The organism is Pseudofrankia inefficax (assembly GCF_000166135.1).
In the GTDB taxonomy this organism is placed as follows: domain Bacteria; phylum Actinomycetota; class Actinomycetes; order Frankiales; family Frankiaceae; genus Pseudofrankia; species Pseudofrankia inefficax.
In genome coordinates this window covers 6,690,321-6,706,998 of sequence record NC_014666.1, presented here as the reverse complement: position 1 = coordinate 6,706,998, position 16,678 = coordinate 6,690,321, and the positions used below count along the sequence as shown (strand labels likewise).

Here is a 16,678-nt window from a genome sequence, read left to right as displayed (position 1 = left end):
CATCGCCACGGCCGGCCGGGCCGCCCTTCGACGGCCCCGGCTTCTTCGGGAAGGAGCGCTCGGATGCAACGGCGCACACTGATCAGGAACGCCCGAGTGCTGGCCTGCACGGGCGACGCCGCCGAGCGCCCGGTCGACGGGGACATCCTGCTGGACGGCGACCGGATCGAGCGGGTCGCGGCCGGCCGGCTGGACCCGGCGGCCGTCGGGGGGCCCGCGGACGACGTGCGGGTGATCGACGTGCGGGGGGCGACCGTCCTGCCGGGGCTCGGTGACGCGCACACGCACATCAGCTGGCCGCTGGACTTCGTCTTCGACCATGCCGGCGTCGCCGCGTCCGCGCCGGCCCCGCACGCGCTCGACGTCGCCGCGGTCGTCCGCACCTTCCTGGAGAGCGGCTACACGCTCATCATCAGCGCGAGCGTCCTGCAGCCGCTGGACGACGTGACCGCGCGGGACGCCATCGAGCGCGGCCTGATCCCCGGGCCGCGCATCGTGCCGGGCAACCTGCTCGTGACGTCGCCGGGCGCGATCAGCGACGGCACCCCGATGTCCGTGGTCGCCGCCGACGCGCATGAGCTGCGGGACATCGTCGCGCGCCAGTGCGAGGCCGGCGCGCGGGCGATCAAGCTGTTCATCTCGGGCGACGGCATCGTGCCCGAGTTCCCGTCCGACGACGTCTACATGAACGACGAGATGCTCACCGCGGCCGTGGACGAGGCGGCGAAGTACGGCGCGTTCGTCACCACGCACGCCCGTGGCTCGGCCAGCGTCGCGATGGCCGCCCGCACCGGCGTCCGCCTCATCCACCACGCCTGCTTCCTTGACGACGAGGCGGTGCGTGAGCTGGAGGCCCGCCGCGACGACGTCTGGGTCTGCCCCGGGCTGCACTACCTGTACGCGGTGGTCAACGGCCACGCCAACCCGTGGGGCATGACGCCGGAGAAGATCGAGCTGTCCGGCTACCGGGACGAGCTCAAGGCCCAGGTTGAGGGGCTGCGGAGATTACGCGAGGCCGGCATCCGGATCGCCGCCGGCGGCGACTTCGGCCACCAGTGGACGAGGCACGGCACGTACGCGGCCGAGCTGGAGCGCTACGTCGACCTCGTCGGCATGACGCCAGCCGAGGCGATCCACTCCGCGACCAGGGAGCTGGGCCCGCTGGCCGGCCTGGAGACCGGGCAGGTCCGCGCCGGCTACCTGGCCGACCTTCTCGTGGTGGACGGCGACCCGACCGAGGACGTCTCGATCCTCAAGGACCCGGCCCGGCGCCGCGCGGTCTTCAAGAACGGCGAGCTCGCCTACGTCAACCCGTCGGTGTACGCGTGACCGGCCCCGGACCTGTGACGGGCTCCGCGAACGGCGTCGCGCCGCCGGCCGCGGGGGAGCTGCTGTCGGGCGTCGAGACGCTGGTCCGGCTGCTGCTCGTGCGCACCGAGGTCGACGGCCGGGACGGCCTGCGGACCGCGACGATGGTCTCCGGCTACCCCGGCTCGCCGCTGGGCACGTTCGACATGACGCTCGACGGCGCGGGGTCGGCCTTGGCCGAGCACCGCGTCCTGCACCGCCCCGGGCTGAACGAGGAACTGGCCGCGGCCACGGTCTGGGGCAGCCAGATGGGCACCGGCCGCGAGCTGCGGTCCGCGTCCTCGCCATCGACCGGCGCGCCCGAGCAGGCGAGCGACGCGGTGCCCGACGAGAGCCTCGACGGGGTCGTCGGCGCCTGGTACGGCAAGACACCCGGGCTGGACCGCTGCGGCGACGTCCTGAAGCACGCCGGCGCCATGGGCTCCGGCCCGAACGGCGGCGTCGTGATGTTCTGCGGCGACGACCCGTCGGCCAAGTCCTCGACGCTCGCCTGCGACAGCCAGTACACCTTCGAGGACGCCTGCGTCCCGGTGCTCGTCCCCGGCGACCAGCAGGACATCCTCGACCTCGGCGTGCACGCGTTCCGGCTGTCGCGGTACAGCGGCGCCTGGGTCGGCCTCAAGGTCGTCACGGCGGTGGCCGACGGCATCGGCACCGTGGACACCGGCCTCGACCGGCACACCCCGAGCGACCCGGACGGCTTCACGATCGACGACGCGGCCGGCGTGCCGCGGCCGTGGCGGCACCTGCCCGGGACCGCGGTCGGGCCGCACACCGCGCCCGCGCAGGAGGAGCAGGTCCTCGACCTGCGGCTGCGCGCCGCGGCGGCCTACGCCCGGCACAACGGCCTCGACCGGGTCAGCGGGGCCGCGCCCGGCGCACGCCTCGGCATCGTCTGCGCAGGCAAGACCTACTTCGACGTGATGCAGGCGCTGGGCGACCTCGGGCTCGGCGCCGCCGAGCTGGAGACGCTCGGCGTCCGGATCCTGCGCCTCGGGATGACCTATCCGCTGGTCGCCGAGACGGCGTTGGAGTTCGCCCGCTCCGTCGACGAGCTGGTCGTCATCGAGGAGAAGCGGCCGTTCGTCGAGACGCAGCTGCGCGCAGTGCTGCACGAGGCCGGCGACGCCACTCGGCTCGCCGGCAAGCGGGACAGCGCCGGGCGCGCCCTCGTCGGGGCCGCCGGCGAGCTGGACGCGACGAAGGTCGCGGCCGTCCTGCGCCGGGTCCTGCCCGAGCTGGCCACGGTCGGCGCGGCCGTGGGCGCTTCCGCCAACGGCGCCTCGGTGGGCGGGTCACCCCGGCGGCGGTCGCTGCCGCTGCTCGCGTCGCCCGGTCTGGCGCTGCCGGTGCTCGACCTGCCGGCCCGGCCGCCGGGCTTCTGCAGCGGCTGCCCGCACAACCGCTCGACGGTGTTCCCCGACGGTGCGCTGGTCGGCGGTGGCGTCGGCTGTCACGGGATCATGTACTTCGAGGCCCGGCACCAGGGCATGAAGAGCCTCCCACCGACGCCGATGGGCGCCGAGGGCGTGCCGTGGATCGGCCTCGCGCCGTTCGTGGACGAGCCACACCTGATCCAGAACCTCGGTGACGGGACGCTCTCCCACTCCGGCATCCTGGCGATCCGCGCCAGCGTCGCCGCCAGGGCCAACGTCACCTTCAAGATCCTCTACAACGCGGCGGTCGCGATGACCGGCGGCCAGGACGTCGTCGGCCTGATGGACGTCCCGGCGATGACCCGGATGTTGGAGGCCGAGGGCGTCGAGCGGGTCGTCGTCTGCGCCGAGGAGCCGAAGCACTACGGCCGCCGGGCCCGGTTCGCCCCCGGCGTGAAGGTGCTCGGCCGCGACCGGCTGGACGAGGTGCAGGAGGAGCTGCGCGGGGTGCCCGGCGTGACGGTGGTCATCTACGACCAGCGCTGCGCCGCCGAGTCACGCCGGCTGCGCAAGCGTGGCCTGCTGCCCGAGCCGCCGCGCCGCGTGGTCATCAACGAGGCGGTGTGCGAGGGCTGCGGCGACTGCTCGGTGAAGAGCAACTGCCTGTCCGTGCTGCCGCATCAGACCGAGCTCGGCGAGAAGCGCCGGGTGGACGACCTGTCCTGCAACCGCGACTACACCTGCCTCGAGGGCGACTGCCCGTCGTTCGTGACGATCACCCCGCGCAAGCCCGGCAAGTTGCGCCGCTCGCCGCGCACGCAGGCGGCGAAGCCCAAGGCGCACCCGCGCCCGGCGCTGCCGTCGGGCGGGCTGCCGGAACCGGTGCGGCCCGTCGTGGACGGCCGGTTCGGCATCTACTTCACCGGCGTCGGCGGTACCGGCGTCATCACCGCCGCCCGGATCCTCGCGACCGCCGCGAAGTCGGCCGGCCTGACCGTCGCGGGTGTCGACCAGACCGGGCTCTCGCAGAAGGCCGGCGCGGTCGTCTCGCACCTGCAGCTGTCCGTGGCCGGCCAGGACGGCGCGCTCGGCTCGCCGACGGTCGGCGCCGGCGGGGCCGACCTCTACCTGTCGGGCGACATCCTGCAGGCCGCGTCGGCCAAGCACCTGGCGACCGTGCGGCCGGGGGAGACCGTGGCGGTCGTCGACGTGACCGTGGTTCCGACGGCCGCGATGCTCCAACGTGACATCGCCTCGCCCGACGACGCGGCGATGCGCGCCGCGATCTCCGAGCGGGTCGGGGGTGGACAGGCGGCGTTCCTGGACGCGAAGCGGATCGCCGAGCAGGTCTTCGCCAACCAGCTGCTGGCCAACATCGTGCTGCTCGGGGCCGCGTTCCAGCTTGGTGGCCTGCCGCTCGGGCCGGCCGACCTGGAGAAGGCGATGAGCCGCACCGGTCGGGCCGCGACCGACAACCGGGCCGCCTTCGTCTGGGGCCGCTGGGCCGTCCACGACCCGGCGGCCGTCGAGGCCGCGCTCGCGGCCGTCGGCGGGGACACTCCCACGGTGACGAAGCCGAGCATCTTCGACCCGTCGCCGGACGCGCTCGCGGCCGCCGCCGGGCTTCTTGACGGGGCCGCACTGCCCGCGGACCTGCCGGCCGACCTGAGCGAGCTGCTCGGCCGGCGCGCCGCGCAGACGGTCGACTACCAGGACGCCCGCCGGGCCGGCCGGTTCCTCGCGCTGGTGGCCGAGGCCGCCGGACGTGACGACGCCGGCCACGGCTGGGCCCTGACCAGGGCCGTCGCCGAGAGCTGGTTCAAGGTGCTGACCTACAAGGACGAGTACGAGGTCGCCCGGTTGCACCTGCTGGCGGACCACGCCGAGACGGCGGCCGAGCTCGGCATCGACGGCCCGTACCGCGTCACCTACCACCTGCATCCGCCGACGCTGCGGCGCTTCGGGCTCAAGCACAAGCTGCCGGCCGGCCGGCCCTACGCGGTCGCGTTCCGGGGCCTGCGGGCGGCTCGCCGGCTGCGCGGGACCCCGTTCGACCTGTTCGGCCTCGACCCGGACCGGCGCACCGAGCGGGCGGTCGTCGTCGAGTACGAGCGGCTGCTGCGCACCGTCCTGGCGGGCGAGCTGCCCTACGCCGACCAGGTGCGGGCCGCCGAGTCGGCGATGGCGATCAAGGGCTACGGGCCGATCAAGGAAGCGGCCGTCGAGCGGTGGCGCGCCGACGTCGCGGGCCTGCTGCCAGCGGGATCGACCGGCGCATGATCAAGCTGATCCGGTTCGGGGCGGCCGGCCCGGCGTGGTCGGCGGACGCGTTCGAGGCCGCCTGGCGGCGGGAGGCGCGGCGCGCGGCCGAGGCGCCGCCGGACGCGCGGCCGGCCCGGGTCACGCTGGCCACCGTGCTGGCCGGCCTGTCCGGTCCGGCCGAGCGCCCCGGCTCGGGCACCAGCCACGACGTCGTCAGCTTTCTGTGGTTTCCCGACGCCGAGTGCCTCGCCCGCTTCGAGGCCTGGCAGGCGGCCACCGACGCCCCGGCGGCCGGCCTCGTCACGAGCAGCGTCGTCGCGCGGGAACGGGTGGCGCGCGGGGCCGACTGGCTCGCGGCCCACGCCGCGTCGGGTGGTGGCGCCTTCAAGCACATCGCCCTGTCCCGGCGGGCCGATGGCCTCACCCGGGCCGAGTTCTCCCGTCTGTGGGCCGAGCACGGCGGCGTGGTCCAGACGTCCGGCGCGGCCGCGGTGATCCCCGAGGCCGCCCGTGGCCAGGCCTACGTCCAGAACCATCCGCACCCGACGGGCGACGAGCCGGTCTACGACGCCGTCAACGAGGTCTACTTCGCCGATCTCGCCGGCCTGCGCGGCCGGGTCGGCTGGTTCCAGCAGAACCCGCCCACGGGCGGCCTGTTCGGCCGGTCGGAGTACCTGGCGGTCCGCGAGGTGGTCGTGGCGTCCGCCGCGACCGTCGACGCGGGCTGAACACGACTAGCAGACCGTCACGACAGCACGACGAGAGCAGGGAGCGCAGATGGCCGAGGACGCGGCAGGGGCGGCGTTAGAGGTCCGCGGGCTGACGGCCGGGTACGGCTCGCTCGCGGTGATCCACGACGTGTCGTTCTCGGTAGGACGGGGCGAGATCGTCGGTCTGCTCGGCCGCAACGGCGCGGGCAAGACCACCACGCTGATGGCGATCGCCGGCTTCCTGGGCAGGTACGGCGGCGAGGTGCGCGTCGACGGGACGCCGCTGGTCGGCCCCGCCTACCGGCGCAGCCGCGGCCAGGTCGGCATCGTGCTGGAGGGACGCAGCACCTTCCCGTCGCTGACCGTCCGCCAGAACCTCCAACTGGCTGGCGCCCCCGTCGACGAGGCGGTCGAGCTGTTCCCCGAGCTGCGCACCAAGCTGCCGCTGAAGGCCGGGGTGCTCTCCGGCGGCGAGCAGCAGATGCTGGCGCTCGCCAGGACCGTGGGGCGTCACCCGACGGTGCTGCTCATCGACGAGCTGTCGTTCGGACTGGCCCCGGCCGTCAGCGAGCGCATCCTGGAGCGGCTGCGCGCCGTGGCCACGGCACTGTCCGCCGGGGTCGTGCTCGTCGAGCAGCACATCCACTTCGCGGCGAGCTTCGTCGACCGCGCCCTGATCATGAACGAGGGTCTCGTGCGGGCCGAGATCCCCGCCGCCGAGCTGGCCGCCCGGGAGTCCGAGATCGAGCGCCTCTACCTGGGCGGGGTCGACGAGGCCGCCTGACTGGGCCAGGCAGACGACGAAGGCGGCGGCCCGGGTGGGCCGCCGCCTTCGTGATGTCGAAGCTCAGACCGCCGCTGGCGCCCGGTCCGGGATGCCGAGCAGCCGGGCGGTGTTGCCGCGCAGAACCTTGCGGGTGGTGGTGGGGTCCTGGCGGCCCAGGCTCGTCGCGTAGTCGAGCGGCTCCCGCAGGCCTTCGGGGTGCGGGAAGTCGGAGCCGAACAGGACGTGGTCCGGCCCGAGGACGTCGAGCAGGTCGTCGACGTCGTCCTCCGGGAACGGGACGACCCACAGGTGATCGGTGAGCGCCTCGCTGGGCTTCGCCGGGAGCCTCCCACCGATCATCGGTCCGCGCCGGCCGAGGGAGGCGGCCTTGTCGACGGTCTTGAGCAGTGGGCGCAGCCAGCTGCTGCCGTTCTCGATCGAGAGGATCCGCAGGTCCGGGTGGCGGCCGAACAGGTTGTGCAGGGTCAGCGCGATCATGGTGTCGACGATCGGCCGCTCGGTGTTGCACAGCGCCCACTGCAACGGCGACTGCAGGTGGGACGGGTTGCGCGGGTCCTCCGACCAGTGCGTCCCGTAGAGGTCGGCGTAGCCGCAGTTCGAGGTGTGGAACACGACCGGCACCCCGGCCTCGGCGCACAGCGCCCAGAACGGGTCGTTGACCGGGTCGGCGGGGGACCGGTGGCCGACGGGCCCGGGCCGCAGATGGACCAGCCGCGCGCCGGCGTCGATCACCCGGCGCAGCTCGGCGACCGCGTGGTCGATGTCGAGCAGTGACAGCAGTGGCACCGCGAAGATCCGCTCCTGCGCGGCGTAGCCCCAGTCCTCCTCCAGCCAACGGTTGAAGGCCCGCAGGCTCGCGTAGCTGAGCTCGACGTCGTGCTCCAGGTCCCGCTCGACGGAGATGCCGAGCGTCGGCAGCAGGATCGTGGCCTCGACGGACTGGGAGTCCATCAGGGTGAGCCGCTCGGCCCGCGTGGTGAACGCCGGGTAGTCCCTGGCGTTGAGCACCTCGCGATGGGCGAACCCGTCCGCGACCCCGCCGGCGAACAGTCCCTGCAACGCGCCGGGGGCCGAGGCGTAGTCGCCCGGCATGACGCTCATGAAGGTGCGCCGGTCGCCGACGAAGACCCGGCCCAGGCCGTCCTCGGCCCGGTCGACCCGGATGGTCGCGTCCTTGTACCGGGCCTCGATGTGCCGGGAGAAGCAGTCGTCCGGCTCGTAGTAGTGCCCGTCCGCGTCGATCAGAGCGTAGTCCACGGCCCGTCACCTTCGATCTGCTAATGAGCGAGTACTCATTTAGTATGGCGGAGGGTGGCGTCCCGTCAAGCTCGCGGTCGCAGTGTGTCAGGGGGGCCACAGCGGTCGCGGCCACGACCCGGTTGCGCCGCCGGTCGCTCCGTCCCTATCGTGAGTGAGCAGATACTTCGCAACTCGGTTCGCCGCCTACACGGTTGGCGCAACACGGTTGGCCGCAACGCAGCTCGACGCGACCCAGATCGATGGGAAGCGACCCAACGGCCGGTAGGCAGTCACGCGACCGAGCCACGAGACCCAGGAGGGCAGCCGCGGTGTCTGAGGCGGTGATTGTGGCGACGGCGCGGACGGCGATCGGGACGGCGTACAAGGGCTCACTCACGGAGGTGAGCGCGTTCGAGCTCGGCACCCGGGCGGTGGCCGAGGCGCTCGACCGGTCCGGGGTCGACCCGTCGCTCGTAGACGACGTGGTGCTCGGCGAGTCGCTGTACGGCGGTGGCGACATCGCCCGGTACGCGGCGGTGAACGCCGGCATCCCGCAGGTACCGGGCGTCGCCCACAACCGGCACTGCGCCTCCGGCCTCGCCGCCGTGCAGAGTGCTGCCGCGTCGATCCGCTCCGGGATGGACCGCGTCGTCATCGCCGGGGGTGTGCAGTCGGCCTCCACGAAGCCGCGTGTCCGCTGGCGGTTTCCCGGTACCGACGACTGGGACGAGGACTGGCTCGCCTACAGCCACCCCGAGACGCCCCAGGCGCCGTGCCGGGACATGTCGATCACCGTCGGCTGGAACGCGGCGGTGCAGGCGGGCCTCACCCGCGAGGAGATGGACGCCTGGGCGCTGCGGTCGCACCAGCGGGCGGTCGCGGCGATCGACGCGGGCAGCTTCGCCGAGGAGATCTTCCCGCTGGAGGTGGCGCGGCGCGACGGCACCACGCTGACGTTCGCCGTCGACGAGCACCCGCGGCGGACGACCACGCTGGAGCGGCTGGCCGCGCTGAAGCCCATCCACCCGGAGATCGACGGCTTCAGCATCACGGCCGGCAACGCGTCCGGCGTCAACGACGGCGCCGCGGCGATGGTGCTCGCGGACAGCCAGTTCGCCGAGCGGCAGGGGCTTGAGCCGCTGGGCGTCATCCGGGCCTGGGCCTCGGTGGGCGTCCTGCCGGAGGAGACCGGCCTGGCCCCGACGCTCGCGATCCCGAAGGTGCTGGACCGGGCCGGCCTGACGATCGGCGACGTCGCGCTGTGGGAGATCAACGAGGCGTTCGCCTCGGTCGCCGTGGGCACGACCCGCATCCTCGGCCTCGACGACACGATCGTGAACGTCTCCGGCAGCGGGTGCAGCCTCGGCCACCCGGTCGCCATGAGCGGCTCCCGGATGATCATCACGATGACCCACGAGCTGCGCCGGCGCGGCGGCGGCATCGGGATCGCCGCGATGTGCGCCGGTGGCGGCATGGCCACCGCCGTCGTCCTCGACGTCCCCGCGCCCGCGGGCAGCTGAGGCCGGGCGTCGGCCCACCGGCGAGGACCAGGTCGGGACCCGTGAGGCGGAGCATCGAAGGGCTTGCAGAGTGAACGCACGCTTATCAGAGGCGGCGGCGGTATGAGCGTGCTGCGCGGCTACCGCGTCGTCGAGCTGGCTGGCATCGGCCCCGGGCCGTTCGCCGCCATGATGCTGTCCGACATGGGCGCCGAGGTGCTCCGCGTCGACCGGGCCGACAGCGTCGGTGCCGAGGCGCCCTCCTGGGACGTGAACGCCCGCGGCCGTCGGTCGGTGGGCATCGACCTCAAGCACGCCGACGGGCGGGAGGCCGTGCTCAGGCTGGTCGAGCACGCCGAGGTGCTCATCGAGGGGTTCCGCCCGGGTGTCACCGAGCGGCTCGGGCTCGGGCCCGACGACTGCCTGGCCCGCCGGCCGGGACTCGTCTACGGGCGGATGACCGGGTGGGGCCAGGACGGCCCGTACGCGCAGGCGCCGGGGCGCGACATCAACTACGTCGCTCTCGCCGGCACCCTGGCCATGGTCGGGCGGCCGGGCGTCCCGCCGGTGCCGCCGGTCAACATCGTGGGCGACTTCGGTGGGGGCGGGCTGCTGCTCGCCTTCGGCATCGTGTGCGCCCTGCTCGAGTCCGCCCGCTCCGGCCAGGGGCAGGTCGTCGACGCCGCCATGGTCGACGGTGCCGCGCTGCTGTCCGGGATGATCCACGGCCTGCGGGCGGCCGGCGACTGGGGGGAGCGGGGCACCAACCTCCTCGACGGCGGCGCCTGGTTCTACGACGCCTACGAGACGGCCGACGGCCGGTACCTCTCGCTCGGGGCGATCGACCCCAAGGCCCGCCGGCAGCTCGCGGAGCTGACCGACGTCGATCCCGGCGCCGACGACCGGTCGTCCTGGCCGGCCACGAAGGAGCGCCTCGCCGCGGTGATCCGGACCAGGACCCGCGACGAGTGGTGCGCCACGTTCGACGGCACCAGCGTCTGCTTCGCCCCGGTTCTCGACCCGGGCGAGGCTCCGGACCATCCCCACATCCGCCACCGCGGCACCTTCACGGAGGTCGCCGGAGTGGTCCAGCCGGCTCCGGCCCCGCGGTTCAGCCGGACCCCGCCGGCGGTTGCCGGCCCGCCGCCCGCCCCCGGGCAGCACACCGACGAGGCCCTGTCCGACTGGGGGTTCTCGGCCGAAGAAGTAACCAGCCTGCGGGCTGCCGGCGCCGTCCGGTAGCCCGCAGCGGGGCTGGCTCCCACCGTCCTCAACGTATAAAGTGAGCGCTCATGCACATCGGATTCGGCCTCCAACTCGCCAATCTTGATCCCAACGTCACCGACGCGGACGTCTACCGGTCGGAGATGGCCCTCGCAGCACGGGCCGAAGAGGTTGGTTTCGATTCGGTCTGGCTCTCGGAGCACCACTTCTCCGACTACCAGCTCACCTCGCAGCAGTCGATGGTGCTGGCCTGGCTGGCGAGCAGGACCACGAAGCTGAAGCTCGGCACGATGGTCACCGTCCTGCCGTGGAACGACCCGGCGCGGGTGGCCGAGAGCTTCTCGGTGCTCGACCACCTCTCCGACGGCCGCGCGATCCTCGGCCTCGGCCGTGGCCTCGGCCAGAAGGAGTTCGTCGGCTTCCGCGTCCCGATGGGCGAGTCCCGCCGCCGGTTCAAGGAGTACAGCGCCGCCCTCCTGAACGCCCTGGAGACCGGGGTGCTGGAGTACGACGGCGAGCTCTACAAGCAGCCGCGGGTCGAGATCCGGCCTCGTCCGGTGGCCAGCTTCAAGGGCCGGACCTTCGCCTCGGCGGTCTCGCCCGAGTCGATGGAGATCATGGCCGGCATGGGCGTCGGGCTGATGGTCATCGCCCAGAAGCCGTGGCCGACGGCCATCGAGGAGCTCAAGAAGTACCGCGAGCGCTACTTCGAGCTGAACGGCACCGAGGCGCCGAAGCCGGTCCTCGTGATCGTGGCCGGCGTCGCCGACAACCAGGCCCAGATCGACAAGATCCGCAACGTCTACCTCCAGCGCTGGGCCCGCTCGACCGTCGAGCACTACGAGTTCGACAACATCGGCTTCGCCGAGATCGAGGGCTACGAGTACTACGCCGGCCTGGCCAAGAACATCCAGAAGCACGGCCTCGAGAAGTTCAACGGCTTCCTCGCCGACCTCCAGGTCTGGGGCAAGCCCGCGGAGGTCACCGAGAAGCTGCTCGAGTACGCCGAGATGACCGACGCCGGTGGCATCGTCCTGCCGCTCTGCTTCGGCGGCATGCCCGCCGAGGAGGCCAAGGACTGCTTCGACCTGTTCTCGGCCGAGGTGCTTCCCAAGCTCAAGGGCTACGACGCCGGTGGCGACATCGGCGTGACCTATGCCGCCACCCCGACAGCCGTCTCCTGAAAGCGCGTTCTCATGGGCTTGTGTGACGGACGGGTCTGCCTGGTCACCGGTGCCGGCCAGGGAATCGGCCGCGCCTACGTCGAGGCGCTCGCGGCGCAGGGCGCGCGCGTCGTGGTGAACGACGTCAACGCCGACGCCGTCGCGTCCGTGGTCGCCGGGGTGCGCGCCCTGGGCGGCGAGGCCACCGGCCACACCGGCGACGTGTCGACGGCGGCGGGCGCCGACAGCCTGATCGCCACTGCCACGGACACCTGGGGCCGCCTCGACGCGGTGGTGAACAACGCCGGCATCGCGCGCGACAAGATGCTGGTGAACATGTCCGAGTCGGACTGGGACGACGTGCTGCGCGTGCACCTCAAGAGCACGTTCCTCGTCACCCAGCGGGCCGCCAACCACTGGCGTGCACGGTCGAAGGCGGGCGACAGCGTCGACGCCCGCGTCGTGAACACGGTGTCGTCGGTGGGCCTGTACGGCCACGTCGGCCAGGCCAACTACGGCGCGGCCAAGGGCGCGATCGCCTCGTTCACGGTGATCGCCGCGATGGAGCTCGCCCGCTACGGGGCGACCGTCAACGCGGTGTGCCCGACGGCGCTGACGCCGATGACCGAGGCCGTCGGGCTGGGCGAGAGCGACGCGGCCCGCGCCGGCCAGTACGACCCCAAGTGGGTCGCGGCCACGCTGGCGTGGCTCGTCTCGCCGCTCTCGGCCGACGTCACCGGCAGGGTGATCGTCAGCTCGGGCGTGCGCCTGGCCATCGCCGAAGGCTGGCACCGTGGGCCCACCGGGCCGGCGGTCGACGACCCCGCCGCCGTCGAGGCGGCCATCCGGCCGCTGCTGGCGGCCGCCGCACCGAACGCCGACGTCCAAGGAGACATCCCACGATGGTCGAGCGCACTTTCCTGAGGAAGGCCGCCGTCGCGCGTTCCGGTCCTGGACGGGGAACGCGATGACCGACGTCGCCGCGCGCGGTACGGAGCTCGAAGGCGTCGACCCGGTCGTCTTCCGCCAGGTGCTGGGCCATTTCTGCACCGGCGTGACGATCGTGACCGGTATGGACGAGTCCGGCGCTCCGGCCGGGCTCGCCTGCCAGTCGTTCACCTCGCTTTCCCTCGACCCGCCCCTGGTGCTCATCTGCCCTGGCCGGAACTCGACGAGCTGGCCACGCATCGAGCGGGCCGGACGGTTTACCGTCAACGTGCTGGCCGAGGATCAGCAGGACGTGTCGGTGGCCTTCGGCGCCAGGACCGGGGCGAAGTTCGACGCCGCTCCCTGGCATGTCACCGACCGTGGCGCTGTGGTCCTGGACAACGTCCTCGCCTGGGTCGACTGCGAGATCGACGCGGCGCACGACGGCGGCGACCACCAGATCGTCGTCGGCGCGGTTCGCGAGATGCGGGTGCTGCGCGACCACGGGCCGCTGCTGTACTTCCGCGGTGGCTACGGTCTGCCGGGCCGTCTCGACCAGAAGGTCCTGCCCAACGGCTCGACCGGAACGAGGAGCGCGTAATGCCGAGGCCTGACTGGAAGCTGCTGGCGGACCCCGAGCCCCAGGAGCGCAGCTACTCCATCATCTCGGTGGACGACCATCTCACCGAGCCCGCCGACCTCTTCGTCAAGCGTTTTCCGGCGAAGCTGCGGGACAAGGCGCCGCAGGTGATCACGACCCCGGATGGTTCCGAGGCGTGGGTCTACCGCGACCGGCTTTACCGGGACAACGGCATGAGTGTGGTCGCCGGCCGCCCGAAGTCCGAGTGGACGCTCGACCCGCTGAACTTCGGCGAGATGCGCCGGTCCGCGTGGGACGTGCACGCCCGGGTGAAGGACATGGATCTCGACGGCATCTGGGCGTCGTTGTGCTTCCCCTCCGGAGCGTGGGGCTTCACCGGCCGGGTGCTGTCGATGAACGACGACCAGGAGATCGGGCTCGCCGCGGTCCGGGCGTGGAACAGCTGGATGCTCGAAGAATGGCACGGCGCCTACCCGGAGCGCTTCATCCCGATGCAGCTCCCGTGGTTCAAGGACCCGAAGGTCGCCGGCGACGAGGTGCGCCGCAACGCCGAGCTGGGTTTCACGTCGGTCTCGTTCCTTGAGTCGCCGCACCTGCTGAAGCTGCCGCCGATCACGAACCACAAGCACTGGGAGCCGTTCTTCAAGGCGTGCGAGGAAACCGACACGGTCATCTCGCTGCACTGCGGCGCGAGCGGCTTCGTCCTTCAGGGCTCGCCCGGCGCCGGCCTGAACGTGCAGACGTCGCTTTTCCCGGCCACCGCGTTCTGCGCCGCCGTCGACTGGGTGTGGGCGGGCATCCCGGCGCTCTACCCGAACCTGAAGATCGCGCTGAGCGAGGGTGGGATCGGCTGGGTGCCGATGGCGATCAACCGCCTCGACTATGTGCTGGCGCATTCCGGTACCGGCGGCACTCCGTGGACGTACGACGTGACGCCGAGCGAGGCGCTGCGCCGGAACTTCTACTTCTGCATGCTCGACGACCCCGGCACGCTCGACCAGCGCCACATGATCGGCATCGACCACATCCTGTTCGAGACCGACTTCCCGCACGCCGACTCGACCTGGCCGGGCTCCCAGGACCTGCTGCGCAAGCGCTTCGCCGACCTCCCCCAGCACGAGGCCGTCATGATCGCCGGCGGCAACGCCGCCAGGCTCTTCCGCCAGCCCCTCCCACACGGCGCCGACTGGCCGGCAATCGCCCTGTAGGCGGCGGTCGGTCGGCCGGCCGGCCGGTCCTTGATCGCCGTTTTGGCCCTCCCCTGGTCGTGACCAGGCCGTTTCTGCGACCACCCGAGGGCCAAAACCGCGATCACCAGCACCAATGGGCCTCTGCCGGCGGCGGGGGCATCTCGTCGTCAGGGCAGGCTCTTGTGCCGTACCGGCCGCGGGCCGGACGGCTGGCTTCATACCTGGCGGTCGCGGGTTCTGGACCTTTGCGACCGCCAGGTATGACAGGGCTGGTTGGTCAGGCGCGCAGGAGGCGGCCCGGGGTGGCGGCGGGGAGGTCCTCGCCGTCGAAGCGGGTGGCGACGCCGTTGACCCAGGTGTGGGCGACGCCGGTGCTGCGCACGACGAGACGCTCCGTGCCGCCGGGCTGGTCGTCGACCCGTTCGACCGCGGTCGTGCCGACGGTGTCCGGGTCGAAGGCGACAAGGTCGGCGAAGAAGCCGGGCTTGACCTGGCCGCGCTCGGCGAGGCGGAACGCCTTGGCCGGCTGGCCGGTCAGCCGCCAGACGGCGTCCTCCAGCGAGATCGCCTTGCGTTCGCGGACCCAGTGGCCGAGCAGGTGGGTCGAGTAGCAGGCGTCGCAGAGCTGGGTCGCGTGCGCGCCGGCGTCGGAGAGGCCCAGCAGGGTGCGCTTGTCCGCGAGCAGGTCCGCGAGTTCCGCGTCGCCGTCGTTCTCCAGCACGACCCGGAAGCGCGTCGTTCCCGCGTCGGAGAGGGCCAGGTCGAGCATCAGGTCGAACGGGGTGGTGCCGCGGTCGCGGGCCAGCTGGTCGAGGGGGATGCCGGTGAGCGCGCCGTGGGTGACGGTCTCCTCGACGTCGACCTTGTGCCAGCGGTGGCTCCAGGCCGCGAGGGTCGTCTCCCTGGCCCGGTCGCGCCAGGCGTCATCCCGGTAGAGGGCCGGGCGCTGCTCGCGCGGGACGGCGAGGACCTCTTTCCACTCGTCCACCTGGCCGAGCGGCGACGGGTCGTCCATGGTGACCTGCATGACGATGGGCCGGCAGGCGATCTGCGGGTAGACCTCGCCCGACAGCGCCGCGCCCCGCTCGACCGTCCGCAGGGCGGAGCCCGGCTTCTCGGCCCGGGTGACGAGCGCGGTCCACGTGACGGGGATGTCGTAGCGGGTGGCGATCTCGGAGAACTGGTCGAGGAAGAGCCCGGGCCCGATCGACACGGCGAGCACGCCCTTGCCCGCCTCGCCCATCACCCCGGCCAGCTCGTAGACCTCGGAGACCTCGGCGAACCGGCTCGGCACCGGCCGGCCGTAGGCGCCCTGGTGGGCGGGCTGGCGGGAGGTGGAGAAACCGATCGCGCCGGCGTCCAGCGCCTCGCGCAGCAGCCGGCGCATCGTGGCCAGCTCCTCGTCGGTGGCGGCCCGCTCCTCGCCGCCGGTGACGAACAGCCGCAGCGGCGAGTGGCCGAGGAACGCGCCGACGTTCAGCCGCTTGGCCCGGGCGTCCAGCGCCGCGAGGTACTCCGGGAACGTCTCGAAGCACCAGTCGATCCCCGCGTTCAGCGCGTCCATCGACATGCCTTCGACGTTCTCGAGCAGCCGCACGATCAGGTCGCGGTGCTCGGGCCGGGTGGGCGCGACGCCGAACCCGCAGTTGCCCATGACGACGCTGGTCACGCCGTGCCAGCTCGACGGCGTGAGGTCGCCGTCCCAGAGGATCTGCGCGTCGTAGTGGGTGTGCACGTCGACGAACCCGGGCGCGAGCGTGAGCCCGCCGAGGTCGACGACGACGGTGGCGGCGTCGGGCGTCAGCGACCCCGGCTCACCGACGGCGGCGATCCGGTCACCGGTGACGGCGATCTCGGCTGGACGGGCGGGTGCTCCCGTCCCGTCGATCAGCGTGGCGTTGCGCAGCAACAGGTCCATCAACGCTCCCACGGTCAGACGGCGAACCGAGCCTCCAACAAATTAGCAAACACTCGCTTACTTATCGACCGTTGGCCCGGCGGTCGTCACTGGCCAGGCGCCTCTCGACGTTCGGCCCCACGCCGATTTCCATACCAGAGCGGCGATCATCGGCGGTCAGTGGCGCGTTCACCTGCGATGATCGCCAGTCCGGTATCGAAACGGTCGCTCCCCGCCAGATATGCGCCTTTTATCCATACCAGGCTGGCGATCTTGCCGGTTACGCCGCCCGGAGGCCGGTCGAAGATCCGCGATCGGGTATGGAAATTGACGCCGCAGCCGACCTGAAGATCCACTGGAGGCGTGCCGCACGGCCAGCAGAGTCCATCGGCGGGCGGAACGGCGATCAAGGCGACGGACGGACCTTGGCGATCA

General features: G+C 72.4%; 13 protein-coding genes. 10 read left to right on the top strand and 3 right to left on the bottom strand.

All coding sequences use genetic code 11. From position 1 onward, the window contains the following. Positions 1-63 precede the first annotated feature (63 nt). The 4 genes from FRAEUI1C_RS27140 to FRAEUI1C_RS27125 are packed head-to-tail and all read left to right on the top strand — an operon-like array spanning position 64 to position 6,500. The gene (locus tag FRAEUI1C_RS27140) at positions 64-1,329 is read left to right on the top strand and encodes an amidohydrolase family protein (protein ID WP_013426566.1); all 1,266 of its coding nucleotides are present in this window, start codon (positions 64-66) and stop codon (positions 1,327-1,329) included. Beyond that, complete coding sequence (locus FRAEUI1C_RS27135; RefSeq protein WP_013426565.1) at positions 1,326-5,024, top strand: indolepyruvate ferredoxin oxidoreductase family protein; 3,699 nt, start codon at positions 1,326-1,328, stop codon at positions 5,022-5,024. Before FRAEUI1C_RS27140 ends, FRAEUI1C_RS27135 begins: the two co-directional genes overlap by 4 nt. After that, on the top strand, positions 5,021-5,734 hold the full coding sequence (locus FRAEUI1C_RS27130; RefSeq protein WP_013426564.1) for an EthD domain-containing protein: 714 nt from the start codon (positions 5,021-5,023) through the stop codon (positions 5,732-5,734). Before FRAEUI1C_RS27135 ends, FRAEUI1C_RS27130 begins: the two co-directional genes overlap by 4 nt. A gap of 49 nt (positions 5,735-5,783) precedes the next feature. Further along, positions 5,784-6,500 (top strand): ABC transporter ATP-binding protein, encoded by a 717-nt coding sequence (locus FRAEUI1C_RS27125; RefSeq protein WP_013426563.1) that lies wholly within the window; start codon positions 5,784-5,786, stop codon positions 6,498-6,500. 63 nt (positions 6,501-6,563) lie between these two features. Here FRAEUI1C_RS27125 and FRAEUI1C_RS27120 read toward each other — a convergent pair whose 3' ends face one another. Then, on the bottom strand, positions 6,564-7,760 hold the full coding sequence (locus FRAEUI1C_RS27120; RefSeq protein WP_013426562.1) for an amidohydrolase family protein: 1,197 nt from the start codon (positions 7,758-7,760) through the stop codon (positions 6,564-6,566). A 311-nt stretch (positions 7,761-8,071) separates the two neighbouring features. On the opposite strand from FRAEUI1C_RS27120, the gene FRAEUI1C_RS27115 reads away from it, so the two are divergent. The 6 genes from FRAEUI1C_RS27115 (at position 8,072) to FRAEUI1C_RS27090 (ending at position 14,364) form a co-directional block, all read left to right on the top strand. After that, entirely contained in the window at positions 8,072-9,262 is a 1,191-nt protein-coding gene (locus FRAEUI1C_RS27115; RefSeq protein WP_013426561.1) for a thiolase family protein, read from the top strand. A 102-nt stretch (positions 9,263-9,364) separates the two neighbouring features. Continuing rightward, on the top strand, positions 9,365-10,483 hold the full coding sequence (locus tag FRAEUI1C_RS27110) for a CaiB/BaiF CoA transferase family protein (RefSeq protein WP_013426560.1): 1,119 nt from the start codon (positions 9,365-9,367) through the stop codon (positions 10,481-10,483). 50 nt (positions 10,484-10,533) lie between these two features. Then, positions 10,534-11,649: an LLM class flavin-dependent oxidoreductase gene (locus FRAEUI1C_RS27105; RefSeq protein WP_013426559.1), complete on the top strand. Its 1,116-nt coding sequence runs from the start codon at positions 10,534-10,536 to the stop codon at positions 11,647-11,649. A gap of 12 nt (positions 11,650-11,661) precedes the next feature. Next, the gene (locus FRAEUI1C_RS27100; protein ID WP_013426558.1) at positions 11,662-12,552 is read left to right on the top strand and encodes an SDR family NAD(P)-dependent oxidoreductase; all 891 of its coding nucleotides are present in this window, start codon (positions 11,662-11,664) and stop codon (positions 12,550-12,552) included. Between the two features lie 43 nt (positions 12,553-12,595). After that, positions 12,596-13,156: a flavin reductase family protein gene (locus tag FRAEUI1C_RS27095; RefSeq protein ID WP_013426557.1), complete on the top strand. Its 561-nt coding sequence runs from the start codon at positions 12,596-12,598 to the stop codon at positions 13,154-13,156. Continuing rightward, positions 13,156-14,364, top strand: a complete 1,209-nt coding sequence (locus FRAEUI1C_RS27090) for an amidohydrolase family protein (protein WP_013426556.1) — start codon at positions 13,156-13,158, stop codon at positions 14,362-14,364. The genes FRAEUI1C_RS27095 and FRAEUI1C_RS27090 overlap by 1 nt, the downstream gene beginning before the upstream one ends. A 259-nt stretch (positions 14,365-14,623) precedes the next feature. Here FRAEUI1C_RS27090 and FRAEUI1C_RS27085 read toward each other — a convergent pair whose 3' ends face one another. Both FRAEUI1C_RS27085 and FRAEUI1C_RS39795 read right to left on the bottom strand, forming a co-directional pair. Then, a complete protein-coding gene (locus FRAEUI1C_RS27085) occupies positions 14,624-16,264 on the bottom strand; it encodes an N-acyl-D-amino-acid deacylase family protein (RefSeq protein ID WP_013426555.1) in 1,641 nt (546 codons plus the stop codon). Between the two features lie 146 nt (positions 16,265-16,410). Then, on the bottom strand, positions 16,411-16,653 hold the full coding sequence (locus FRAEUI1C_RS39795) for a hypothetical protein (RefSeq protein WP_157735052.1): 243 nt from the start codon (positions 16,651-16,653) through the stop codon (positions 16,411-16,413). Between the last annotated feature and the right edge of the window lie 25 nt (positions 16,654-16,678).

Coding starts and splice junctions, on each gene's coding strand:
- FRAEUI1C_RS27140 (WP_013426566.1), top strand. CDS start 64: ATGCAACGGCGCACACTGATCAGGAACGCCCGAGTGCTGGCCTGCACG.
- FRAEUI1C_RS27130 (WP_013426564.1), top strand. CDS start 5,021: ATGATCAAGCTGATCCGGTTCGGGGCGGCCGGCCCGGCGTGGTCGGCG.
- FRAEUI1C_RS27125 (WP_013426563.1), top strand. CDS start 5,784: ATGGCCGAGGACGCGGCAGGGGCGGCGTTAGAGGTCCGCGGGCTGACG.
- FRAEUI1C_RS27110 (WP_013426560.1), top strand. CDS start 9,365: ATGAGCGTGCTGCGCGGCTACCGCGTCGTCGAGCTGGCTGGCATCGGC.
- FRAEUI1C_RS27105 (WP_013426559.1), top strand. CDS start 10,534: ATGCACATCGGATTCGGCCTCCAACTCGCCAATCTTGATCCCAACGTC.
- FRAEUI1C_RS27100 (WP_013426558.1), top strand. CDS start 11,662: ATGGGCTTGTGTGACGGACGGGTCTGCCTGGTCACCGGTGCCGGCCAG.
- FRAEUI1C_RS27095 (WP_013426557.1), top strand. CDS start 12,596: ATGACCGACGTCGCCGCGCGCGGTACGGAGCTCGAAGGCGTCGACCCG.
- FRAEUI1C_RS27090 (WP_013426556.1), top strand. CDS start 13,156: ATGCCGAGGCCTGACTGGAAGCTGCTGGCGGACCCCGAGCCCCAGGAG.
- FRAEUI1C_RS27085 (WP_013426555.1), bottom strand. CDS start 16,264: ATGGACCTGTTGCTGCGCAACGCCACGCTGATCGACGGGACGGGAGCA.